Origin of the sequence: Pseudomonas putida (genome assembly GCF_030159595.1) — a bacterium.
Classification (GTDB): Bacteria; Pseudomonadota; Gammaproteobacteria; order Pseudomonadales; family Pseudomonadaceae; genus Aquipseudomonas; species Aquipseudomonas putida_AC.
This window is the reverse complement of record NZ_BSKJ01000001.1, coordinates 779,426-802,350: the sequence shown is the minus strand read 5'-3', so window position 1 is coordinate 802,350 and position 22,925 is coordinate 779,426. Positions and strand designations below refer to the sequence as shown.

Annotated in this window: 18 protein-coding genes; 4 read left to right on the top strand and 14 right to left on the bottom strand. The window is 58.8% G+C overall.

Annotation, left to right across the window (positions count from 1 at the left end):
* The first annotated feature begins 271 nt into the window (after nt 1-271).
* Nucleotides 272-1,351, top strand: a complete 1,080-nt coding sequence (locus QQL85_RS03685) for a DUF6270 domain-containing protein (RefSeq protein ID WP_284355229.1) — start codon at nt 272-274, stop codon at nt 1,349-1,351.
* Nucleotides 1,352-1,662: 311 nt separating this feature from the next.
* Here QQL85_RS03685 and rfbA read toward each other — a convergent pair whose 3' ends face one another.
* The 6 genes from rfbA to QQL85_RS03655 form a co-directional block, all read right to left on the bottom strand.
* A complete protein-coding gene (gene rfbA / locus QQL85_RS03680) occupies nt 1,663-2,544 on the bottom strand; it encodes a glucose-1-phosphate thymidylyltransferase RfbA (RefSeq protein ID WP_284355317.1) in 882 nt (293 codons plus the stop codon).
* A gap of 5 nt (nt 2,545-2,549) precedes the next feature.
* A complete protein-coding gene (gene rfbD / locus QQL85_RS03675; protein WP_284355228.1) occupies nt 2,550-3,446 on the bottom strand; it encodes a dTDP-4-dehydrorhamnose reductase in 897 nt (298 codons plus the stop codon).
* The gene (rfbB, locus tag QQL85_RS03670) at nt 3,443-4,513 is read right to left on the bottom strand and encodes a dTDP-glucose 4,6-dehydratase (RefSeq protein ID WP_284355227.1); all 1,071 of its coding nucleotides are present in this window, start codon (nt 4,511-4,513) and stop codon (nt 3,443-3,445) included. Before rfbB ends, rfbD begins: the two co-directional genes overlap by 4 nt.
* A 193-nt stretch (nt 4,514-4,706) precedes the next feature.
* Nucleotides 4,707-6,710 (bottom strand): polysaccharide biosynthesis protein, encoded by a 2,004-nt coding sequence (locus tag QQL85_RS03665; RefSeq protein WP_284355226.1) that lies wholly within the window; start codon nt 6,708-6,710, stop codon nt 4,707-4,709.
* Nucleotides 6,711-6,770: 60 nt separating this feature from the next.
* Nucleotides 6,771-7,784 (bottom strand): MraY family glycosyltransferase, encoded by a 1,014-nt coding sequence (locus QQL85_RS03660; RefSeq protein WP_284355225.1) that lies wholly within the window; start codon nt 7,782-7,784, stop codon nt 6,771-6,773.
* A complete protein-coding gene (locus tag QQL85_RS03655; RefSeq protein WP_434482145.1) occupies nt 7,781-8,743 on the bottom strand; it encodes a UDP-glucose 4-epimerase family protein in 963 nt (320 codons plus the stop codon). The genes QQL85_RS03660 and QQL85_RS03655 overlap by 4 nt, the downstream gene beginning before the upstream one ends.
* Before the next feature lie 325 nt (nt 8,744-9,068).
* Here QQL85_RS03655 and QQL85_RS03650 point away from each other — a divergent pair, with 325 nt between their 5' ends.
* The 3 genes from QQL85_RS03650 (at nt 9,069) to QQL85_RS03640 (ending at nt 13,121) form a co-directional block, all read left to right on the top strand.
* Nucleotides 9,069-10,442: a lipopolysaccharide biosynthesis protein gene (locus tag QQL85_RS03650; protein WP_284355223.1), complete on the top strand. Its 1,374-nt coding sequence runs from the start codon at nt 9,069-9,071 to the stop codon at nt 10,440-10,442.
* Nucleotides 10,432-11,337 (top strand): glycosyltransferase, encoded by a 906-nt coding sequence (locus tag QQL85_RS03645; protein WP_284355222.1) that lies wholly within the window; start codon nt 10,432-10,434, stop codon nt 11,335-11,337. Before QQL85_RS03650 ends, QQL85_RS03645 begins: the two co-directional genes overlap by 11 nt.
* Before the next feature lie 149 nt (nt 11,338-11,486).
* On the top strand, nt 11,487-13,121 hold the full coding sequence (locus tag QQL85_RS03640) for a hypothetical protein (RefSeq protein WP_284355221.1): 1,635 nt from the start codon (nt 11,487-11,489) through the stop codon (nt 13,119-13,121).
* Between the two features lie 26 nt (nt 13,122-13,147).
* On the opposite strand, the gene QQL85_RS03635 is transcribed toward QQL85_RS03640, so the two are convergent.
* From QQL85_RS03635 to QQL85_RS03600, 8 genes are all read right to left on the bottom strand, one after another.
* A complete protein-coding gene (locus tag QQL85_RS03635) occupies nt 13,148-14,311 on the bottom strand; it encodes an O-antigen ligase family protein (RefSeq protein WP_284355220.1) in 1,164 nt (387 codons plus the stop codon).
* A gap of 233 nt (nt 14,312-14,544) precedes the next feature.
* On the bottom strand, nt 14,545-15,675 hold the full coding sequence (locus QQL85_RS03630) for a glycosyltransferase family 4 protein (protein ID WP_284355219.1): 1,131 nt from the start codon (nt 15,673-15,675) through the stop codon (nt 14,545-14,547).
* The gene (locus QQL85_RS03625; protein ID WP_284355218.1) at nt 15,672-16,598 is read right to left on the bottom strand and encodes an NAD-dependent epimerase/dehydratase family protein; all 927 of its coding nucleotides are present in this window, start codon (nt 16,596-16,598) and stop codon (nt 15,672-15,674) included. Before QQL85_RS03625 ends, QQL85_RS03630 begins: the two co-directional genes overlap by 4 nt.
* Before the next feature lie 124 nt (nt 16,599-16,722).
* Nucleotides 16,723-17,847, bottom strand: a complete 1,125-nt coding sequence (gene wecB / locus QQL85_RS03620; RefSeq protein ID WP_241106367.1) for a non-hydrolyzing UDP-N-acetylglucosamine 2-epimerase — start codon at nt 17,845-17,847, stop codon at nt 16,723-16,725.
* Entirely contained in the window at nt 17,840-18,850 is a 1,011-nt protein-coding gene (locus QQL85_RS03615) for a polysaccharide biosynthesis protein (protein ID WP_284355217.1), read from the bottom strand. The genes wecB and QQL85_RS03615 overlap by 8 nt, the downstream gene beginning before the upstream one ends.
* Nucleotides 18,851-18,871: 21 nt before the next feature.
* Nucleotides 18,872-19,732: a dTDP-4-dehydrorhamnose reductase family protein gene (locus QQL85_RS03610; RefSeq protein WP_284355216.1), complete on the bottom strand. Its 861-nt coding sequence runs from the start codon at nt 19,730-19,732 to the stop codon at nt 18,872-18,874.
* Nucleotides 19,729-20,961, bottom strand: a complete 1,233-nt coding sequence (locus tag QQL85_RS03605; RefSeq protein ID WP_284368762.1) for a glycosyltransferase family 4 protein — start codon at nt 20,959-20,961, stop codon at nt 19,729-19,731. The genes QQL85_RS03610 and QQL85_RS03605 overlap by 4 nt, the downstream gene beginning before the upstream one ends.
* A 527-nt stretch (nt 20,962-21,488) precedes the next feature.
* Nucleotides 21,489-22,922: an MBL fold metallo-hydrolase gene (locus QQL85_RS03600; protein ID WP_284355214.1), complete on the bottom strand. Its 1,434-nt coding sequence runs from the start codon at nt 22,920-22,922 to the stop codon at nt 21,489-21,491.
* Nucleotides 22,923-22,925 lie beyond the last annotated feature (3 nt).

The following is a 22,925-nucleotide window of genomic DNA, read 5'->3' as shown; positions in this document are numbered from 1 at the left end:
TACCGAATGGTTCAAATATCGTTCAACACCTACGTCAATTGGATCCGATATTTTCTGATTTCTACTGTCCAACCAGAAAAATCGTCAGGTTGTCGCAGGGCCCGCGTTGCATTCCTAAGCCACCTATGGATAATGAAATTCTGCTACCGCTGCGTGACATTTTGGTTACTGCCATGCTGCCCTACACGTTGGGCACAGAGCAAACTGAAAGACCTGATGGAACAGGACCCACACCCTTTTATGTGAAGCAAGAAAAAGGCTGAAGAAGACAGTGATCAAAAACTTAACTATTTACGGCAGCTGCGTATCTAGAGACATATTCAATCTAGAGGAAAGCCAATCATTTAAGTTAACAGATTACTTTGCAAGATCTTCAATGGCTTCGCTATGCAGCGCTTCATACGAAAATGAAGAAGCACTTAACCGCATACCTTCTGCATTCAGACGGCGCATGGTTGCATATGATTTTTCTAAGCAAATCCTCACGCAGCCTACAGCATTTCAGGATGCCGACTTAATACTAATAGACCTAATCGATGAGAGGTTTGATCTTGTAGCCCTGCCCTCCGGACATCTCATTACGAACTCTAACGAACTCGCTGAGAGCGGTCTATTAAATGACAGCAGCGCCAAAGGCTTCCAATTAATTAAATCCGGCTCACCTGAGCGCCGAGACCTGTGGATTCAAGGAATGCACAAGTTTCTTGCAGTCCTAAGTCAGCACAATAAGCTTGACCGCCTGATCATTAACAAAGTCTATTGGGCTTCATGTTTTGAAAATGCAAGCGATACAAATTTCCCAGTTTCTTTAGCGACCATTGAAAAGGCCAACCAAGAGCTGGACTGGATGTACAATGAACTGGCAAAGAAGCTCCACAAGCATCAGTTCTTACATTTCTCGCCACAGACTTTAACATCAGATGAACATCACCACTGGGGTGTCTCCCCCTTCCACTATTGCAAGCAATACTACAAAGACGCTCTCGCACAGTTAATTTCGATAACATCTGAAAACAGCACCAAGGGCCTGTTGCGTGAAGGTCCTGCACCGGAGAAATCGCTACTTATTTCTGAAGGTGCAACCATCACTGTCGCTGCATACAAATCTGAGCATGGTATCTTCGCGCAGTGCTCATTGGTAATGAATGGAAGCATACACGAGAGCGGCGAATTTGCGTTCTATTTACTAGTCGACGGCGATCGACATGACGTCCGTTGGTATGAAGCACTACCGAATGCGTGCTTCCCTATTCCTGACACGCTTGGAGAGCTAACGGTAATAGCTTTCTATCAGGACTCTTCAGGTGAAAAATATTCTTGCCAATGCAGCGTAAGCGCTCTAAATCTCTAAGCGAGTAACCATTGACCATTGTATCGACGGCATATAAGTGGCACTCACCACTGAGCGTTAGGGACACTCCGAAAAAGGCGTCCAGCAACCGGCATGGACGACTTTGGATATCAGGAGAGCTCGAACCCTAAGGCGCTGACGTTTGAAAAAACCGGACAGAACCTTGGTTATCAGGCCATACGGGCGAATCGCTCCTGCAGCAGCCAATAAGTACCAGATCAGACAAAGAGCAGACGATGAAGGCGTGTATGCACGCTCATACTTCATCGTCACCTTCACAGAGTCGCATATATTAGGGTTACGGGCCTGTTTCAATAAACCCTATCCCCCACCAACCGCTTCAAATACTGCCCATACCCATTCTTGGCCAACGGCTCCGCCAGCTTCAACAACGCCTCCGCCCCAATCCACCCCTGTCTGTACGCCACTTCTTCCGGGCAAGCCACCTTCAACCCCTGCCGTCGCTCAATCGTGGCGATATACCCGCTGGCTTCCAGCAACGAGTCATGTGTCCCGGTATCCAGCCAGGCATACCCACGTCCCATGATCTCCACCGACAGTCGGTGCTGCTCCAGGTAGGTGCGGTTCACATCGGTAATTTCCAGCTCACCGCGCGCGGAAGGCCGAATGCCTTTGGCAATCTCGATCACGTCGTTGTCGTAGAAATACAACCCGGTCACAGCATAGTTGGACTTGGGTTTAGCCGGTTTTTCTTCCAGGCTGATGGCATTGCCCTGCCCGTCGAACTCGACCACGCCGTAACGTTCAGGGTCTTGTACATGGTAGGCAAAGACGCTGGCGTTGCCGCGGCGGTCCATGGCGCTGCGCAGCAGCTGCTGGAAGTCGTGGCCGTAATAGATGTTGTCGCCCAATACCAGCGCGGTGGGGTCGTTGCCGATGAAGTCCTCACCAATCAGAAAGGCCTGGGCCAGGCCATCGGGGGATGCCTGCACGGCGTAGGTGATGTTGATGCCCCAGCGGTGGCCGTCACCCAGCAGTTGCTCGAAGCGTGGGGTGTCTTGTGGGGTGGAGATGATCAGGATGTCCTGGATGCCCGCCAACATCAGGGTAGTCAGCGGGTAGTAGATCATCGGTTTGTCGTACACCGGCAGCAGCTGCTTGGAAATTGCCAGGGTCGCCGGGTGCAGGCGGGTACCCGACCCGCCCGCCAGAATGATGCCTTTACGGTTCATGGTGGTCATTTCTCGTAAATTTCCGTGAGCATGCGGGCCACTCCCTGGCGCCAGTCCGGCAGGGTCAGGGCAAAAGCCTTTTGCAGTTTGTTGGTATCAAGACGCGAGTTGGCCGGCCGCGTGGCCGGGGTCGGGTAGGCGTCGGAGGTCAAGGGACTGACCTGCTCGGCCTGGGCTTTCAACGCCACGCCTTTTGCCGCCGCCTGCTCCAGCACGAAGCGGGCGTAACCGCACCAGGTGGTTTCGCCAGCGGCCGCCAGGTGATACAGGCCGGCCAGCGCCGGGTTGCGACGGGTAGCGGTAATGGCGTGGGCAGTGATGTCGGCGATCAGTTCCGCGCCGGTGGGGGCACCGTGCTGGTCGTCGATCACACCCAGGCTGTCGCGTTCGGCAGCGAGGCGCAGCATGGTCTTGGCAAAGTTGTTGCCGCGGGCGGCGTACACCCAGCTGGTGCGCAAGATCAGGTACTGGCAGCTGGCGGCCTGGATGGCTTGTTCGCCAGCCAGTTTGCTTGCGCCGTAGGTGTTCAGCGGGCCGACGTTATCGTCTTCGCGCCAGGGCTGGCAGCCCTGCCCGGGGAAGACATAGTCGGTGGAGTAATGCACCAACAATGCGCCGCAGTCGGCGGCAGCGTGGGCGAGCACGCCGACGGCTTCGGCGTTTACCTTGAAGGCTTGCTCGCGGTCGCTTTCGGCCTTGTCCACGGCGGTGTAGGCGGCGGCGTTGACGATCACATCGGGGGCATAGGCGCGCACGGTTTCGGCCAGGCCTGGCAGGTTGGCCAGGTCACCGCAGTGCACCTGGCTGCGGCGGTTCAGTGCCAGCACCTGCCCAAGCGGGGCCAGGCTGCGTTGCAGCTCCCACCCTACCTGGCCATCCTTGCCCAGTAGCAGAACCCTCATGCCGAGCGCCCTGCGTAGTTTTTTTCAACCCACTTCAGGTAACTACCCGACTGCACGTTCTGCACCCACTCCTGGTTTTCGAGGTACCAGGCAACGGTTTTGCGAATGCCGGTTTCGAAGGTTTCTGCGGGTTTCCAGCCCAGCTCACGCTCCAGCTTGCGGGCGTCGATGGCATAGCGGCGGTCGTGCCCGGGGCGGTCGGTCACATAGCTGATCTGCTCGGCGTAGGGCTTGCCGTCGGCGCGGGGGCGCAGTTCATCCAGCAAGGCACACACGCGGTTGACGATTTCCAGGTTCGGTTTTTCGTTCCAGCCGCCCACGTTGTAAACCTCACCGGTGGTGCCGGCCTCCAGCACACGGCGGATGGCGCTGCAGTGGTCCTTGACGTACAACCAGTCGCGAATCTGTTGGCCGTCACCGTATACCGGCAGTGGCTTGCCAGCCAGGGCGTTGACGATCATCAGTGGGATGAGCTTTTCCGGGAAGTGATACGGGCCGTAGTTGTTCGAGCAGTTGGTGGTGAGCACCGGCAGGCCGTAGGTGTGGTGGTAGGAACGCACCAGGTGGTCGCTGGCGGCCTTGCTGGCCGAATACGGGCTATTGGGCTGGTATTGGTGGGTTTCAGTAAAGGCCGGTTCGTCGGCGGCCAGCGAGCCGTACACTTCGTCCGTGGACACATGCAGGAAGCGGAACGCCTGGCGCGCGGACTCATCCAGGCTGCTCCAATAGGCGCGCACGGCTTCCAGCAGCTGGAAGGTACCGACCACGTTGGTTTCGATAAAGGCTTGCGGGCCGTGGATCGAGCGGTCGACGTGGGACTCGGCGGCGAAATTGACGATGGCGCGGGGCTGATGCGTTTTCAGCAGCTCTTCGACCAGCCGGCCATCCGCTATGTCGCCGTGCACAAAAATGTGGCGCTTGTTGCCTTGCAGGCTGCTCAGGGTTTGCAGGTTGCCTGCGTAGGTGAGTTTATCGAGGTTGACCACGGATTCATCGCAGCCGCCCAACCAGTCCAGAACGAAGTTTGCGCCAATAAATCCTGCACCGCCGGTTACCAGAATGGTCATTGTTGTCTGCTTCCGCTGTCGTTATGTGCGCTTCCACTTTCAGGATTCTAGCCTGTCGGCGGTAGATTCGAGAGCGAAGACGATGTCAATGTGACATTCAAGGAGGGATAGAGGAACGGGAAGGCCGCGAGTGGGATGCATTGAGCATGCGCTCCCACTAGGCCCTGCCAGTTCGATGAGGTATCTCGGCAGGTCAGGGCTCCAGACGCCGTTGCTGGTAAATCCAGTCAACGATCTCGCCTTCCGGCGAATAACCGCTCACCGTCTCGCGCAGCAGCTGACGTACCCGCACAAAATCATCAGCCGCCGCTGCCGCCATCAGTTGCCGCAGGGACTCTTTGAGCGTGTCCCAGGCCAGGAGATCCTCGTTGGCACTCATGATCATCGGGTGACGCGTGGCAATCACGTTGTCGCCGATCAGCAGTTCCTCATACAACTTTTCCCCTGGCCGTAGCCCGGTAAACTGGATGGCGATGTCACCCATCGGGTTACGCTCGGAGCGCACGCTGAAACCAGACAGGTGAATCATCTTCTCGGCCAGCTCCACGATTTTTACCGGCTCGCCCATGTCCAGCACAAACACATCACCCCCCTTGCCCATGGAGCCAGCCTGAATCACCAGCTGCGCGGCCTCGGGAATGGTCATGAAGTAGCGGGTGATCTTCGGATGGGTGACGGTCAGAGGGCCGCCTGCCTTGATCTGTTTATGGAACAGTGGAATCACCGAGCCCGACGACCCCAGCACGTTGCCGAAGCGCACCATGGTGAAGCGCGTCTTGTTGACCTGGGAAACGTTGCCGCTGTCGCCGAACAGTACCGGCGCCACTTCGCGGCTAAGGGCTTGCAGGGTCATTTCGGCCAGGCGTTTGGTGCTGCCCATCACGTTGGTCGGCCGCACGGCCTTGTCGGTGGAAATCAGCACGAAGTTGGCAACCCCGGCCTGCAGCGCGGCCTGGGCGGTGTGCAGGGTGCCGATGACGTTGTTCATCAGACCTTCGGTGATGTTGTGCTCCACCATCGGCACATGCTTGTAGGCGGCGGCGTGGTAGACGGTATCGACCCGCCAGGTCTTCATGATGTCGAACAGTTGCTGCTGATTGCGTACCGAACCCAGGATCGGCACCAGGCACACCGACAGCGATTCACGCGCAATGCGCTGCTCCAGCTCGGAGAGAATGCTGTAGAGGTTGAATTCGCTGTGATCGAACAGCAGCAGCGTTTTTGGCGACTGGCCCAGAATCTGCCGGCACAGTTCCGAGCCGATCGAGCCGCCGGCACCCGTCACCATCACGGTCTGTTCGACAATGCAGCGCTCCAGCAGGTCGGATTGCGCAGGCACCGCATCGCGGCCCAGCAGGTCGGCAATGTCCACTTCCTGGATGTCGTCCACCTTCACCTTGCCGCTGGCCAGGTCCATGAAGCTGGGGATACTGCGCACATGCAGTGGGTAGCCTTCGAGGAAGTTGAGAATCTCGCGGCGGCGAGTGCGGGTGGAGGACGGTATGGCCAACAGGATTTCCTGGGCGCCGGTGGCGTCGATCATGTCTTGCAGTTGGTCGGGGCGGTAAACCTGCAGGCCGGCAATTACCCGGTCGGTGATGCTGGGATCGTCATCGATGAAGGCCACCGGGCGCAGCGCTCGGTCGGACCGCAGGGCAGCAACCAGCTGGTTGCCCGCGCCGCCGGCGCCGTAGATAGCCACCCGCGGCAAACCGTCGCCACGGCCTGTACCCGTAAAGGGTACATGCTGCACCGCCGCAGCAAACCAGTCGCCAAGGAAGTATTGGCGCATGGCCAGGCGCAGGCCGCCAATCATGATCAGGCTCAGCCACCAGTAGTTGAAGGTGATGGAACGTGGCACCACGTTCTGGTGGTTGCTGGCCCAATAGATGATGAAGCCGAGGATAAGCGCAGACAGCGTAACGGCCTTGGTGATGGCAATCAGTGCGTCGGTGCCGAAATAACGCATGACCGCCCGGTACAGGCCAAAGCGGATGAACAGGGGGATGCCTACCACCGGCGCGGTGAGGAACAGCCAACCGTGGTCGCGGATGGGGTTGGCCAGGTCGTCGATGCCAAGGCGCACCACGAATGCAAGCCACAGTGCGACCCAGATCAGCACGACGTCGGTCAACACCTGCAGCAAGCGTTTGTGCCTACGAGGTAGAGCAAGCAGTTTAGCGCGCACCTTATCCATCGCTCCTCTGAGACGTTTCCAGAAATTCCCTGACATCGACTCGCTCACATTACCTTAGTGTCAATCTTCAATTTCGCCCGCGCGAAAGCGCACTGCCAGCAGCACCAGCGGGATATAGGCCAGCACCACGCCCACTGCGCCATCCAGGCCCAGCCGCGCAACGCAAAAGGCTATCGGCAGCAGCCAGCACAGATTCAGTCCGGCAACCGCCAATGTCACCGGCAAGTGCTTGCCGAATTTGCGCGAGGCGAACTGATAGGCATGGCTGCGGTGGGCCTCGTATACCTTGTCACCACGAAGCAGGCGGCGCACCAAGGTGTAGGTTGCGTCGACAATGAACACGCCGAGCAGGATCAACCAGCACCAGAGCATCTCTGGCGCCACCCAGGCGGCCTGCAGCGACAGGCCGCCGAGGACGATGCCGAGGAAACCACTGCCGGCGTCACCCATGAAAATCTTGGCCGGAGGGAAGTTCCAGAACAGGAACCCGGCCACTGCGGCGGCCAGCAGCATGGGCAGCACCGCGTGGCTGCCCAGCCCCGCCAATGAGTATAGCGAGGCTGCGCCCAGGCACACAGTGATAGCCTCGATGCTGGCAATGCCGTCGATACCGTCCATGAAGTTATACAGGTTCAGCAACCACACCAGGTACACGGCGGCGAGCACGCCCCCCAACCAGCCCAGGTCCACTTGCCAGCCGAACAGCGTCAGCGGCGGCAGGCCGCCCATCCACGCCAGCATCCACGCAGCCGCGATGAAATGCCCCAGCAGGCGCCAGCGAGCCGGGATGTGACCATGGTCGTCCATGAAACCAATGATGGCGATCAGCGCACCGCCACCGCCCAACGCCACCAGCGCGCGACTGTCCCCTGCTCCGCTGAGCATGAGGCCTGCAATGGCCAACAGAAACGTCAGCACGATGGCGACTCCGCCTCCGCGCGGTGTCGGTACGGTGTGCGAGCTACGCGCATTGGGCACGTCGATGACACTTCGCGCCAACGCGTAGCGACGCAGGCCAGCGGTCATCAGCAAAGACAGCAGCAGTACGGCAGGTAAAGCCCACAAAAGCATCATTGGTCGTTGTTTTCCTGATAGTGCCTGGCAGCAGCCAAAAGGGCCGCGTCCACCTGCACCGGGGGTTGCCAGCCTAGCAGTTCACGCGTTTTGCCGATGTCCACCTGCAACGAGCCGCACAGCCGCTGGGACAGGGCGCCTTTGCCTAACGCCTTGGCGCCACTGCTCAGGAGCCAGGCCGGCACCGGCAGCAGGCGCGCGGGCTTGCCCAACGCGTTGGCCATGCGCGCCAACAGTTGTGTGGTGGACAGGTCTTCGCCATCACTGACCAGAAACACCTGGTTGGCCGCCGCCGGGTGCTCGATACAGGTCAGCACCAAGTCCACCAGGTTGTCCAGCGCCACCAGGCTGCGGCGGTTGTGAATGGCACCGAATGGCAACGGCACGCCACGGTCCAGCCAGCGCATCATGCTGAGGAAGTTGGCCTTCACACCTGGGCCATACACCAGCACCGGGCGGATGATGACGATCTCCATGCCGGTTTGCGCACCCAGCGCCAGCAAGCCCTGCTCTGCTTCATGCTTGGAGATGCCATAAGGGTCGACTGGATGCGGCGTGTCATCGGCACGGTAAGCATGGCCAGGACGAGTCTGTTCACCATTGACCTTGATCGAGCTGACAAACACGAAACGGCGGGCACCCGCCGCACTGGCGGCACGGGCGAAGGCCAGGGTGCCGTCGACGTTGATCCGGCGAAACTCAGCCAGCGGGTCGGCGGCAGTGTCCATCATGATGTGCACGCGTGAAGCGCAGTGCACCACCACGTCGGGCCGGTGGGCGAGCAACTGTGTGCTCTGGTCATCGGTGAGGTCGCCAATCGGGTAACTGACCACGCCAGCAGGCATGTGGCGCAAAGGTGAACGCAAAGGTACGACTGTTTCAACGTTTGCGTTGCGACTGAGCGCTTTCAGTACAGCCCCCCCGACAAAGCCGGACGCACCCGTCAAAATTACTCTCATTCTCACCTGATCGCTTTTCTTGGTTTATTGATTATTAACTATCGGACAGATCGCATGAAAACAGAAGGCGCACACGCAACTTACAGAAATTTCTCACAAAATTGGCTCTGAGACGCCCACACAATAGCTTATTGCACAGGTTTGAACAGCGTGATTACACACGACCCTAATGAATCCGGAGCAAAACCACAAATCGGCTGTCAACATCCCCGTTCATATCGCTGACCGATATCAAAAGGCCGCGATGTCGATGCATGCAGAGCATGGACAGCCTATGCAAAACAAAACAGAATCCCTCCTCCCCTCCAGGTACCTATAAGAACTCATGTCCACAGGGAAAGTCACCAACGCGCTCTCCTCCCCCATTGCCGCAAGTATCGCCGCCATATTTGGCCGCTTCCTGCTGTTGGGCACCGGCGCCCTGACGGGCATCATCATCCCCCTGACCATGCCACAAACTTCGGTGGGGCTGTTCTTTCTGGCCCAATCGCTGATTGCAGCGCTAGCGACTCTGGGCCAGCTAGGCCTGAGCATCACGGCACCGGCCTGTATTTCCACGGCGCAGGGGCACCGCGACGGCGGGCAGGTCAAACAAGTGCTGCGCCGCTCCTTGTTGCTGGCAGTGCTGTCGACCATTGCCCTGGCCATCGGTTTCAACGTTTTCATGCAGGTGCTGTCGCGTTACGAAGGGGCCGACCTGCTGCGGCTGCTGCACGGTATCGCCCCGCTGGTGTCGCTAAGCATGATCCTGGCGGCGTTGAGCACCATCCTGTCCGAGCAGCACCGGGCTCTGGGCCACTTCGTGCAGGCCAGCTTCCTGACCACCGGGGCCAGCCTGGCCAGTGCGGCAACGGTGATCCTCGCCTGGCGCGGCGAGCTGCACATCGATCTCGACACCCTGATCCTGGCCGGCGTGATCGGGGCCGGCTGCACCACCCTGCTCGGCGCCTGGAGCCTGCGCCGCTGGTACCGGGCGCAGCGCCAGGACCCGCCAACCACCAGCATCGGCTATGCCACGCTGCTGCGCGAAACCCGCCCCAACCTTACCACCACAGTGGTGCTGTTCGTCATGTCGCAAGCCGACCTGTGGATCATTGCCTGGTTTGGCGATGCGGCCGGGCTGGCCATTTATGGCCTGGCTTCGCGCCTGGCAGCCTTGGTACTGATACCACTGGCGGTCATCAATACCGTGGTGGCCCCTTCCATCGGGCGCATCTGGGTGCGGGGCAAGAAGCGCTACCTGCAGCGCGTCATGGGGGTGGGTGCCGGCGCAGCGACTGTACTCGGCCTGACGGGCTACCTGCTGTTCATACTGTGTGGCCAGTTCCTGCTGGCCCATGTGTGGTCCAGCGAATACGCCAATGCGTACTATATTTTTGCCATCCTCGGGGTTTCGCAACTGGCGCAAACTTATGCTGGCCCTGCCGGCTTCGTCCTGATGATGTTGCAGAAACAACATGTGGCCATGCGTATTTCGGTGGTCAGCGGGGTTTGCATGATTGCCGCCGGGCTACTGGCTATGGGGTTGTATGGAATCATCGGTTTGGCCGTGGTATACAGCCTCGGCGGGGTGTGCCAGTCGCTGGCGCAAATCTACTGCGTAAACCGCATATTCAACCTCAGCACCACCGCGAATTACTCTTCATTGCGCAGGTTCGTGCGCTTCTATTACCGTCGAAAGGTATCTCATGGTCGCTAGCAACATAATGCCCAAGGTTTCGATCGTCATCCCTACCTACAATACCGGGCGCTATGTGCTGGATGCGATCGACAGCGTGCTGCAACAGACCTACACGAACGTGGAACTGATCGTCGTCGACGATGGCTCCAGCGACGACACACCGGCACTGCTGGAGCAACACCCGGGCAACTTCATTCGTTTCCGCCAAACCAACGCCGGGCAGAGTGCCGCAATGAACTTTGGCTGGCAGCAGAGCAGCGGCGAGCTGCTGGGCTACCTCAGCGCCGACGACCGCTTGCACCCGCGTGCCGTGGAGGCCATCGTCGCGGCCATGGCCAAGGCACCCGAGGCTGTGCTGGCCTACCCGGACTTCTGCGTCATCGACGAAGACTCCAAGCTTGTACGCACGGTGCAGACACCCGATTACGAAGAGCGCCTACTGATCGCCAACTTCCAGTGCCTGCCAGGCCCCGGGGCATTGTTCCGCCGCTCGGTGTGGGACAAGGTTGGCGGCTGGAACACTGGCCTGCGAAACATCCCGGACATGGACTTTTTCCTGCGCCTTTGCCAGTACGGGCCCTTCACCCGGGTAGCCGAACCGCTGGCGGACTTCCGCATCCACTCCGGCTCGACCACTTACAACCCGTGCAACGCCGAACGCTCCGATGAGCCGTTGCGCGTCATCAACAGCCTCTACCAGACCAGCGGGCTGTCGCCGTCTATCCTGGGCTGGAAGCGCAAGGCGGTTGCCAATGCGCATATGTTGTCTGGTTTCATGCATGGCTTCTCCGGGCGCTATGCGATGTTCGTGGTACGCATGGGCAAGGCCGCCCTGCTCGATCCACCATCGATCATTTCACGCAAGATGGTCAGTTATGTGCTGACCATCTTCAGGCCCAAGTCCAAGGCCTGAGTAACCAAGGCAAGCACTGGCTTGCCCAAGACCCAGGGATGGCTCCCGCTCCCAGCCAGCAATGCAATTACTCATTGCCGGCTGGGAGCCCAAGTGACTGCGAACAGCAACAATAATTCAGTCAGCACGGGTAACCTTGGAGCACGTCAATGAGCCAAACTGTTCATGGCCACCTGCTGGGCAACCACTACCTGCATGCCACTGCGATGCTGGTGGTTGCCGTAGCCACGCTCGCAGCCGCCGTACATTACCCAGCGTCCCTGCCGCTGCTGTTGCTCAATGGTTTACTGACCGGCTTGCTGGTGCGCAGCGTGCTTAACAACCGCTCCAGCTTCTTCTCGTTCTTCCTGTTGGCATTCCTGATTCTCGGTTGCTGGGCAAAGCTGGTGTTGCATTTCATCCTCGGCACGCAATTCATCGAGCCCATCGGGGCCTTCGATGAGTCACCACAGGCCTGGGACTCGGCCATGCTGGCGCTCAACATCGCATTCGCCACGCTGCTGGCCTGCCAGGCCATTGTCGCGCGCCTGCCCCCGCCAGCCGTCATCCACATCAAACACCCGCGCGCACTGCTCATGCCATCCATGTGGCTGGCCATGCTGCTTACCGCCCTGCTGCTGGCATTCAACTTCAAGTTCGCCATTCTCAAGGTTGGCACCGAACCGCTGCTGAAGCTGCACAGCTATGCCTATGTGTTGGTGTCGTTCATGCTTGCCTGGGGCAACCTGATCCTGCTTGCCACGTTGGGCTATTGGCTGGTGCAGGCGCGGCAGATGAAGCTGGAGACGCTGTTCTACATTCTCATTCTGGAAGGCGCTGTAACAGCGGTGTCGATGGGCAGCCGGGCACAGATGATCTTGCATGTCGCGGCCCCGTTTGCCGTGTATCTGGTGCATGGCCGCGAACTGGTCAGTGGGCTGCGCCTGGCTCAATGGGTAAGGATCCTGCTGGTAACCGCAGCGCTCTTTGTGGCTTCGCTGCTACTGGTGTCTGCCGACCGCCTGCAGTCGTTTGCCCAAGCTCGGCCGGTTAGCGCCCCGGCTGCCACTTCGGCAAGTAGCCCCAGCTTTGCGCCGGGCGCTTCCCCATCGTCCAAACTGCTCGTCGCCCCCGCTGACGCCGCTCAAGCGGTCGCAGGAGCGCTGTTACCGGCCATGCCATTGCTACGCATCGCCGCTCAGGGCATGCCGTTGCCACCTGTATCCAACGAGGCAGCCTCTGTGCCTGTCGTTCGCCCGGAAGTCAGCGAAGAGGTCGAGCGCGCCCGCTGGAAAGGCATGCTTATGGAAATGAGCAAGCTGGTAGTAGATCGCTGGATCGGCCTGGAAGGGGTGCTGGCGGTGGTCAGCCATGATAGCACCGGCTGGCCGCTGTTCCTGCGCAGCCTGGTAGAGCTCCCGGAAAGCGGTACCGAGGCCATCTACCAACGAATGTCGAATGCCCAGTATCAGGCTTTCGAAAACTTCACCTTCATGACCATCCCCGGCCCAATGGCCATCCTTTTATACAGTGGCAAATTGACGGTATTGGCTGGCGGTCTGGCGATGTTGTTTCTGACCGGAATCCTGGCCGAGCGCCTGGCCAACTACCTGGTCGGCAATATTTTTGCCCGCGCGACCATCGGGGTGGCCCTGGCCTATCTGGTGGTGCAGACCAACTTCCCGCGCGTGCAATTCTTTTTCCTCATCGAACTGCTCGGGTTCATTGCAGGGCTATACCTTGCGCGGATCATAGTAACCGCCCCCCGCAGTGGAAAGGCCACCCCAGCGCCGGCTTTTGAGTGACCACCCGTGTGAGCGACAAACGCCCACTACCTAGGCACGACTTGACCAACAGAAGGCGCTTCAACCTCAAGCGCGGCTGGCGAGGGCGCCGCGCCGAGCCGCGAGCTTCGGGCGATGGCCAGCGCAAACAGAGAGGCCAGCAACGTATCAAAAGCCGGCGTGAGCAAAATGACTTCGAAGCAACTCCACAGCAACGTAACAGCTGATGCCATGAACACCGAACGCCAAAACCTTGAGCCCCTTGCCATCTGCGAGAACAGGCTCATTACGCAGTAAAGGTAGAACAGATAGATGGCCGTACCGCCCACCCCCAGCAACAGAAGCATGTTAAGAATCGAATTGTGCGGGTCCCATGCCAAACCATTGAATATATAAAAATATTCTGAGCGTGGCGCACCGATCAGCGGATTGTCTGCAATGTGATACAGCGCCGCATGCCACAGCCCCACGCGGATGGACAGGGACTCGGGCAGCCCGCTCTTCATGAAAAATGCTGCGAGGAAAACTGCAAGGCCGCCGCTAATGAACGCAAAGGCAAACAATTTGGGGTATCGGGCAAGCAGGGCTGTTCTCGTGTCCAGCAACCAGATGGCCACAGCGAGTATCAACATCGCGTACCCAGTGCGAGAAAAGGTCAGCATGAAAGCTCCGACCAGTGCAACTGCACACAGGTACTGCCTGGCGTACAAAGCCACCACAGTGCCAACCAGCAGGAAGACGGCCAGATAGTTGGAGCTTCCCAACGGGGTAGCGATCAGATTCTTCAGTGTGTAGAAATCCAGGTGCTCCCGATAGCCGAAAGCGGCATTTGCAAGCATGATGAACGCGGTCAACACACTCCCGAACAAGATGCAATTCTGTACCAACGACTCATCCGCGTGGCACCTGCTTAGCACCAGAATCGACACCGCTGAATAGAAGAAGCAGAAATAAACCGAGATATCATTCTTGATAGGCGGGTACGGGCCGAAGAATTGGAACACCACCGGAAGGCAAGCCAGCGCAGGCACCACGGCCTGCCATTTGATCGTTCGGATCTTCAAGCGCAGTGCCAGCATCGGCAAAATGTACATCGCAAGTGGCAGCGTCACCCTTGCATAGATGTTTCCGTAGAAGATCGCCAGGAAAAACGCCGCGAGCAGCACATGCTCTTGGGTAGCATTTCTGTAATAACGCGCTAGCACCGACATTTTCAAACCTATCAGGTATCAATCATTGATGAAGAACGCTTTGCGCTGACCGGCGGTAAGGCTAGTGTCCGGCCATCCTGTGCAATCGACTTGGCGCATCTGTCAACAGCCGTGGAATCTTGGCGTTATTTACGTTGGCGATAAAGCTCCATCCATCTATAAAATTCAGTTAGCCCGCTTTACTGACGATGACTGCAACAGCGTCACCCGTCGCCCTGCCCGACGGGTAACACTTATTCGGTCATGGAGCCCGTGTTTAGCAGCCGACTAAAACGCCGCAGCATGACCTGCACTGTGGCAGACCAGGTGTAGTGCTCCAGAATGAAGGCTTTGAGCCGCCCCCCCTTGGCTTTCAGCTCCGCAGGGTCGGCCAGCATGCGTTCCAGGCCCTGCGCGATACCTGCAGCACTGGCAGGGACAACCAGGCCGCCCTGCACCTGCTCGACCTGGTCGAAACCGCAGGTGTCGGTCAACAACACCGGCAAACCGACCACTCCGGCCTCCAGGGCCACAAGCGACATCGCCTCCGAGCGCGAAGGAATGACCAGCATCATCGCCTGGCGATACACCTGGGTACGCTGAGCCTCGTCGAGAAAACCGATGAAGTGAATGCGCCCTGCCAGCACTGAGGCGTTCACCAGAGCCTGCAGCTCTTGTTGCATGCCAAAGTCAGGCCCGGCCATCACCAACGGATAACGCTGCGCCGCTGGCGTATCGAGGTAGGCCTGGATGAGAAAATCAGGCCCTTTTACCGGAGCCAATCGCCCCATGAACAGAATGAAAGGCTCATCTGGCAGCGGCACATTGCTGGCTTGTTGCACCGCGCCGGGCTCGGCTACGGCATTGCCGATGACCGGGATCGAAGCAACCGGTACGCCGGCCACTTGGGCGATCAGTTCCTGTTCCAGGTCGGTGATCGCGATAAAGCCCGAGGCCGCCTTGATCAGCCAGCGGCCCAGCAACAGGTGAAACACCTTCATGATCGGCCGCGGAGAGGCCACCGAGGCAAACTCGCCTGCCGGGCACAGAATGTAGGGGCGCCTGCCGATCAGGGCCAGCAGGCCCATCGCAACGCTCAGCAGATTCCAATAGCCCATGATGTGCAGCACATTGGCTTTGCGCACTGCACGCCAGGCGCGCCAGGGGTTGACTAGCGGAATGGGGAAACGGTGGCCTATACGGCCGGTTATGTAGCTTTTCACCCCAAGCTCATCGAAGTCGCGCTGCCAGGAGTTACCAGTCATGGCTATGGCTTCACAGTCACTCCCCGCCTTTGCCAGATGAAGCGCCAAATGACGGGTGCGTTCGGCTGTGCCGCCGCCAAGTTTGGCATCCAGCGAAATATTGACCAGCAGTACCCTCATGCCGACGCCCTCAGCAGTGCAATGTAGCGCTGCAGTTGCTGCTTGAAGTCGGCCGTGGCGGGCTGTTGCCACTCGGCAAGGCGCTGCTCGCTGAAGCGGCGCATGGGGTTGGCATTGCTGATACGGCGCAGCCGCAACAGCAGGCCGAGCAAGGCCTGCGGCAGGTGCGGCAAGTAGCTGATCGAGGGGCGGCCAAACGCCTGCATCAAGGCATCCTGCAGGTAACCAAAATTATTCTCCGGCGCGGCGTCGTCGGTAACCAGCACCACTTCGCCCTGCCGTACCTGTGCCACCTGAGCCACGAATGCCAAGGTCTGCGCCACCTTCTCGACGCTGACCAGGTGCATGCGGCGCGGGCCATACAGCACGCGCCGCAATGCCAGCTTCCACGCCGGCGCACCCGACACTTCACGCACAAACGACACGATGTTCAGCCCACCGTCGCCAAACACGGCTCCCAGACGCAACACTACCACCTCGAAACTGGCCGCCGGCACTGCGCGCGCCAGCGCTTCTGCCCCTGCGTGCTCACGCTCATAAGGTGTTCTGGGCTCCAGTTGAGTGTTGGCATCGACCACTGCGTCCGGCGCGGCACCAAACACGTCAATGCTCGACACATGCACATAACGCTTGATATGTGACTGTTCGCAGGCCTTGAGCACATTGACGATGCCCGGTTCGAACCAACCACTGCCATCGGGCCGCAACAGGTTGATCACCGTGCAACCTGGAACAAGGATCGCCGCGAGCGTACCGGGGTCATCCACGTCAAAGCGCGCAACACGGACCTTGGCAGCGCTCAACCAGTCGGGTTCGGTACGGTGGATTGCATAGATGACCTCGGTGTCATCCAGCCCGTTGCATACATCCAGGAAGTGCCGGCCAACAAAGCCGCTTCCCCCAATCACCACCAGCGTGTTCATAGGCCGTTCGCTTCTCCATCAGCCAGGGCGGGGTTCAATCGAGGGCACGCCGAAGGCATGCCAATACCAGGCGGGTACTCAAAAGGGCTGCAGGTGATCGCTCGCCATGCAGCCCATGGCCTGGTTACTTGGACCAGACCGTGCGGTTGATGTAATCGGTGTAGCTGTAGACAATCCGCACCACTTGCTTGGAGACCGGGCCGCCCAGATAGTCCTGCACCACCGGGATCACTCGCTGGTTGCGGTCATGCTGACTGATGACCACGCGCACGGCATCCAGCACGCGATCCGGGGTCAGGCCGCACATGATCAAAGTACCCTCGTCCATGCCTTCCGGGCGCTCGTGGGCATTGCGAATGGTGACCGCCGGCAGGTTCAGCAGCGACGCCTCTTCGGTGATGGTGCCGCTGTCCGAGAGTACACACAGGGCGCCCATCTGCAGGCGGATGTAGTCCAGCAAACCGTAAGGTTTGACGAAGCGGATCAACGGATGTTCCAGGCTTTCGCCCAGGTCTTCGAGGCGCTTACGGGTGCGCGGGTGGGTGGAGACAATGATGGGGTGGCCATAGGTGTCGGCCAGCGCACGCAGCGATGCCAGCAGGTCTCGCAGGTTTTGCGGAGTGTCGACGTTTTCTTCGCGGTGGGTGCTGACGATAAAGTACTTGCCCTCTTCCAGCCCCTCGCGCTCCAGCACCGTGGAGGCGTCGATCCGCGGCCGGTAGTAGTCCAGCACTTCCTGCATGTGCGAGCCGGTCTTGATGATGGTTTCCGGGCGGATGCCTTCATCCAGCAGGTAACGCCGGGCATGCTCGGTCAACACCATGTTGATGTCGCTGAGGTGATCGAGCACCTTGCGGTTGAGCTCTTCGGGTACGCGCTGATCGAAGCAGCGGTTACCCGCTTCCATGTGGAACACCGGAATCTTCCGACGCTTGGCGGCGATCACCGCCAGGCAGGTGTTGGTGTCACCGTACAGCAACAGGGCATCGGGCTTCTCCAGCTCGAAGATTTCATCCGACTTGGCGATGACCTCGGCAATGGTGCCGGCTGCCGTGGCCCCGACCGCACCCAGGAAGTGGTCCGGCTTGCGAATGCCCAGGTCATCGAAAAATACCTGGTTGAGCTCGTAATCGTAGTTTTGGCCTGAGTGCACCAGCACATGGTTGGCCTGCTCGTCGAGTTCGGCGATAACACGGCTCATCTTGATCAGTTCGGGCCGTGTGCCGACCAGGGTCATGACCTTAAGCATTGAGTTGTTCCTGGATATAGTCGAGTTTCAGCAGCAGGGCCTTGATGCCCTCGATGTCGAGCCGCTCGGTATTGTGGGAGGTGTAGTCATCCAGCTCGGAGATATGCTGCTCGCCTTCGACAAAGTACTTTTTGTAGTTCAGGTCGCGGTTATCGGCAGGGATACGGTAGTAACGGCCCATGTCGTCGGCCTTGGCCATTTCCTCACGGGAAATCAGCGACTCATACAGTTTTTCACCATGCCGGGTACCGATCACCTTGATCGGGTTTTCCCGCTTGAACAGCTGGCGCAACGCTTCTGCCAGCTCCTGCACGGTGGAGGCAGGCGCTTTCTGCACGAAGATATCGCCTTGCTGGGCGTTCTCGAAGGCGTGCAACACAAGATCAACGGAGTCTTCCAGCGACATGAGGAAACGGGTCATGTTCGGATCGGTCACGGTCAGTTCGTTGCCAGCCTTGAGCTGATCGACGAACAGAGGAATCACCGACCCCCGCGAGGCCATGACATTTCCGTAACGGGTCGCGCAGATAACGGGCCCCTGCTGCGGGATCATCCGCGACTTGGCCACCATCAGCTTTTCGGCCATGGCCTTGGAAATGCCCATCGCGTTGATCGGGTACACCGCCTTGTCGGTGCTCAGTACCACCACCCGCTTCACGCCATTGGCGATGGCCGCGTTCAGCACGTTTTCCGTACCGATGACGTTGGTCTTCACTGCTTCCATCGGGTAGAACTCGCAGGACGGCACCTGTTTCAACGCCGCTGCATGGAAGATGTAATCGACCCCGACCATGGCCTCTGCCACGCTCTGATAATCCCGGACATCGCCGATATAGAACTTCACCTTGTCGTTGGACAAGGCAATACGCATGTCTTCCTGCTTTTTCTCGTCACGGCTGAAAACGCGGATTTCCTTGACGTTGGTATTGAGAAAACGCTTGAGTACCGTATTACCGAAAGAACCGGTACCCCCGGTGATCATGAGAATCTTGTTATCGAACACGTGTGCGCTCCTTGTAATTCGTTATTGACGCTGTTCGTGCATGAATTTTATGAGCGCCGGCCAGGTTGGCGGCTGATAGCCTGCATCCGCACGGAAACGGGAAGAGTCCAGCGAACGATCGATCACCAGTTTGTCATCTGGCACGATCTGGATGTCCTTGCCATAAACCTTCGCCACCTGCTTGAGCAGTTCGTACTTATCGATAGGCTCGGCAGACACATGGTAAAGCCCTTTCAGCGAAGGGTTGGGAATCACGTAATCCAGCATGACCCTGGCAAGCTCGGCAGTTGGCAAGCCCGAGAAGATGGCCTGGGTGAAGCCTTTGACACTGCCTTGCTGGGACAGGAACCAGTCGACCAGCGATGCATTGCTCTGCAGTTCGTGACCGATGATGGAAGTACGCAGGGTCACGGCATCGTCCAGGTCGTGCAACTCACCAATGTACTTGGACTTGCCATACAGGTCGGTGCAATCGGACTCATCCTGTTCACGGTACATGCCCTTGGTACCCGAAAACACGCAGTCGGTACTGACATGGATCAGTCGCGCGCCGGCCACGCGGCACAGGGTGGCCAAGCGGTGCGGCAGCATGGCGTTGATCGGCAACGCAGTGAGCGGGTCTTTGGCATCGGCCAACTGCTTGATCAGGCCCACGCAGTTGATCACCACATCCGGGCTGGCCTTGGCGAACGCAGCCATCAGTGCGTCAGCATCGAGCACATCGACACCGCACAGCAACTGCTCAGCCTGTTCTGGCGAGAAAAACCTGCGCCCGGACGACGAACGCAGCGTGCCCATGACGCGGTGTTGCGAATTCGCCGAAAAATAGCGGAAGACGGCGTTGCCGAGCATGCCCGAGACACCCAGTACCAATATGTTCATTGCGTCGCCTTGTCCTGTTCAATCCGTTGTTCGAACATGCGCACCAGTGTCTTGCACTGGGCCTTGAGCTCGAAGTGTTTCAAGAAATAAGCCCTTGCCTGTATGCCCATCTGCTCACGCCGCGCTTGCGGCAACGCCTGCATCGACCGTATGCAGGCTGCAAGCCCGGCCGCGTCCTCTGCCGGGCAGGTAATGCCAGCAGCAGCATCGTTGATGACCCGCGCGCCCTCACCGTCGAGGCTGCCAATGATCGGCCTGCCAGCTGCCAGGTAAGCCTGCACCTTGCTCGGGATGGTAAAACTGAAAATCTCGTCGCGTTTGAGTGTAACCAGCAATGCTGCACTGAGCTCGAACAGTTCAGCCATGGCCGTGCGTGGGTAGGCGCCGGCAATGATCAAGTTGTCCAGCCCCCATTTTAGTTTCTGTTCGGCCAGCCAGTCCGCCTTGCTGCCGGTGCCAACCATTACGATACGGACCTGCGACTGTTCGGCCTGCAGCAGTTGTGCGGCTTCCACGACTGTTGCCAACCCTTGTGCGCTACCCAGGTTGCCGGCGAACACTACGCAGAAATGGCTACGCAACAAACGGGTCAGCGATTCTGGCAGCTTGCAAGCGTCACCGGATTCTTCCTGCTGCAGGTAGGAGTTGGGGTAATAGTTGATTTTGTCAGCGCGCGCATAGCGCTTGACCGGGTCGATGAACGCCCGCGACTGCACCAGCAATACATCCACAGCCCAGTAAAGGCCACGCACCAGCAAACCGACAATCGACAGCAGGAATTTGTTACGAACGAAGCCCGTAGCGGCGAGGCTTTCCGGCCACAGGTCCTGCACCCACAGGAACACCGGTGCCCGATGGGCACGCTTCATGGCCAGCGCAGGAATCACGGAAATGATCGGCGACGGTGCAAACACGAAATACACATCGAACTTGCCGCGCTTTGCATGGCGGGTGAAGTACCTGATGCCATTCGCCACAAATGAAAAATAATTAAGGATGAGGTTTTTTGCACCGCCCTTTTTGCGCGGACGCAGGGGTGCCCGATGCACAGTAATCGTTTCAGCAAATCGGTCTTCGATTGCACCGTGGGCGGTATAACCCGGAAAAACCTCACCACTTGGGTAGTTAGGCTTACCGGTAAAAACTTCAACATGCACACCCAACGCACTCAGTTCCCGAACAATATCATTGATGATGAAGTTCTCTGGAAAGAAATACTGGCTGACCACAGCAATTTTCAAAGGTGCTTGCGTCACACTGACTTATCCTTCTGGGCGTGGCGATATCGGTGCTGCATGAAATGCCCTGAACCCTCATGGTGGCGCGCACGGCCATTAACAAGTCGCAAACGCTGACCCGCTGGATACCGGCACTGCGCCGTGGTAACTGCCCCGCCGGCATTCCGCAAAGCTCGGAATACCAGAAGACAAGCACCCCACTACTATTGTCCATGTCACTTTCCGATGTTGGCGCATGTTATTGTAGTTATCCAGGCTTCGCCATCCTTTGGCCATCATTTAAAATATGTAGCTAGCTATTGTTTTGCCACATCCAATGCGTCGTTACGGCCAACAAGCTACTATCCTGCGCGACCGGCTTCAAGTCCTCGGCCGACACCCTCGATAAGTCACCGGGTTCCTTTGGCAAGTTCCTCAAAAAACTGTAAAAATGCCGCCATTCATCGGATGCCCCATGGCACAGCCATAAACCCCAAACACCCGCAGCCCCATGAATGCCCGTACCCCACCCGGCGTTATCACCTTGGCACAGTGACCGTAGCTACGCGCCCTCGCTGACTGAATGCCGCCTCGATGGCCCGGCCCAGCGCCACCTTGGCATTGCCGTCCCCGTGAACCAGCACCACACGCCTGGCCACTTCGCTGCCCTGCGACGCGAAAGCTACAAGCCCCGCCTGGTCGGCATGCCCTGAATAGCCGTCCACCGTCAGTACCTTTGCACGAATCTCATACATCTGCCCGTCCAGATCCAGCTGTACGAACCCCTGCGCGCCCTCACTCGCCTGGATTACCGCACCTGGTGTGCCTTTCGCCTGGTGCCCGACAAAAAGCACCTCATGACGCGGGTCACCCAACATCGCCTTCAGGTAATTGACAATACGCCCACCCGAACACATACCATTGCCCGCTATGACGATCGCCGGGCGACCGGTACTTTTCAGGTAATTGACTACCTGCAGGTGCTGGGCGTGACTATCGACTGTAATCAGCTGGCCAAACCCGAGCGGCTTGCGTCCTTCACCCAGGCGCGCTCTCGCCTCTTCGCTCCAGTAGGCATGTAACTCACGATAGGCACCAGTGATGCGCTGGGCCAATGGTGAATCGAGAATAACCGGCAACTGTGACCAATCGAGTGGATTATCGCTGTTTTTCTCAGCGGCTTTTCCCGGCAAAACCTTGCGATGAAGGATGTCCTCAAGCTCGTACAGCAACTCCTGGGTGCGACCAAGGCTGAACGCGGGTATAAGCAAAGTGCCGCGATCTGCCAGAGCACGGTCGATGGCGGCCTCCAGTCGGCCTGGGCGCTCGTCGCTCAAAGGGTGCAGACGATTGCCGTAGGTACTCTCAAGCACCAGCAGGTCAGCACGCACGGGTGGCTCGATGGCTCGAAGCATCGGGTTGCGGCCACTCCCAAGGTCCCCCGAAAACACCCAGCGCAAGTTCCCTTCACCCACTACCAAGTCACACTCGACGTAAGCAGAGCCTAGCAGATGGCCAGCACGCTGCAGGCGAATGCGACAGCTCAGGCCAGGCTGGTCGACAATGCCATGCCAATGCCCGAAAGGCAGAGGCACGATAAGATCGCGAATGAATTCGAGGTACCTCGCCACTTGGGCGGGCTGGCTACTGATGTTCAGTTTGTACGCATCTTCCAGCACCAATGGCAGTAGCTTGGCGGAAGGCTCACTGCACAGGATGGGACCCCGGTAGCCAGCGGCCAGCAGCGCAGGGATGCGCCCAACGTGATCCAGATGCACATGGGTGATGATCAAGGCCCGAATGCCCTGCACGTCAAAACCGAGCGGCGCAGCTTCTGCACCGTGCGCTGCCTCGGCGCCCTGTTCGAGACCACAGTCGACCAGCAGACTGGTGAATGGGTCGAGGTGCAGCTGGTGGCAAGACCCGGTAACGCTGCGGGACCCACCGTGATGGGAAAGGCTGGGATATTCCATGCT

Excerpts from the sequence above, each read along its gene's own strand:
- rfbD (WP_284355228.1), bottom strand. The coding sequence starts at position 3,446 with ATGAGGGTTCTGCTACTGGGCAAGGATGGCCAGGTAGGGTGGGAGCTG.
- QQL85_RS03630 (WP_284355219.1), bottom strand. The coding sequence starts at position 15,675 with ATGAGGGTACTGCTGGTCAATATTTCGCTGGATGCCAAACTTGGCGGC.
- QQL85_RS03650 (WP_284355223.1), top strand. The coding sequence starts at position 9,069 with ATGTCCACAGGGAAAGTCACCAACGCGCTCTCCTCCCCCATTGCCGCA.
- QQL85_RS03660 (WP_284355225.1), bottom strand. The coding sequence starts at position 7,784 with ATGATGCTTTTGTGGGCTTTACCTGCCGTACTGCTGCTGTCTTTGCTG.
- QQL85_RS03625 (WP_284355218.1), bottom strand. The coding sequence starts at position 16,598 with ATGAACACGCTGGTGGTGATTGGGGGAAGCGGCTTTGTTGGCCGGCAC.
- rfbB (WP_284355227.1), bottom strand. The coding sequence starts at position 4,513 with ATGACCATTCTGGTAACCGGCGGTGCAGGATTTATTGGCGCAAACTTC.
- QQL85_RS03600 (WP_284355214.1), bottom strand. The coding sequence starts at position 22,922 with ATGGAATATCCCAGCCTTTCCCATCACGGTGGGTCCCGCAGCGTTACC.
- rfbA (WP_284355317.1), bottom strand. The coding sequence starts at position 2,544 with ATGAACCGTAAAGGCATCATTCTGGCGGGCGGGTCGGGTACCCGCCTG.
- wecB (WP_241106367.1), bottom strand. The coding sequence starts at position 17,847 with ATGCTTAAGGTCATGACCCTGGTCGGCACACGGCCCGAACTGATCAAG.
- QQL85_RS03640 (WP_284355221.1), top strand. The coding sequence starts at position 11,487 with ATGAGCCAAACTGTTCATGGCCACCTGCTGGGCAACCACTACCTGCAT.
- QQL85_RS03645 (WP_284355222.1), top strand. The coding sequence starts at position 10,432 with ATGGTCGCTAGCAACATAATGCCCAAGGTTTCGATCGTCATCCCTACC.
- QQL85_RS03655 (WP_434482145.1), bottom strand. The coding sequence starts at position 8,743 with ATGAGAGTAATTTTGACGGGTGCGTCCGGCTTTGTCGGGGGGGCTGTA.
- QQL85_RS03665 (WP_284355226.1), bottom strand. The coding sequence starts at position 6,710 with ATGGATAAGGTGCGCGCTAAACTGCTTGCTCTACCTCGTAGGCACAAA.
- QQL85_RS03635 (WP_284355220.1), bottom strand. The coding sequence starts at position 14,311 with ATGTCGGTGCTAGCGCGTTATTACAGAAATGCTACCCAAGAGCATGTG.
- QQL85_RS03610 (WP_284355216.1), bottom strand. The coding sequence starts at position 19,732 with ATGAACATATTGGTACTGGGTGTCTCGGGCATGCTCGGCAACGCCGTC.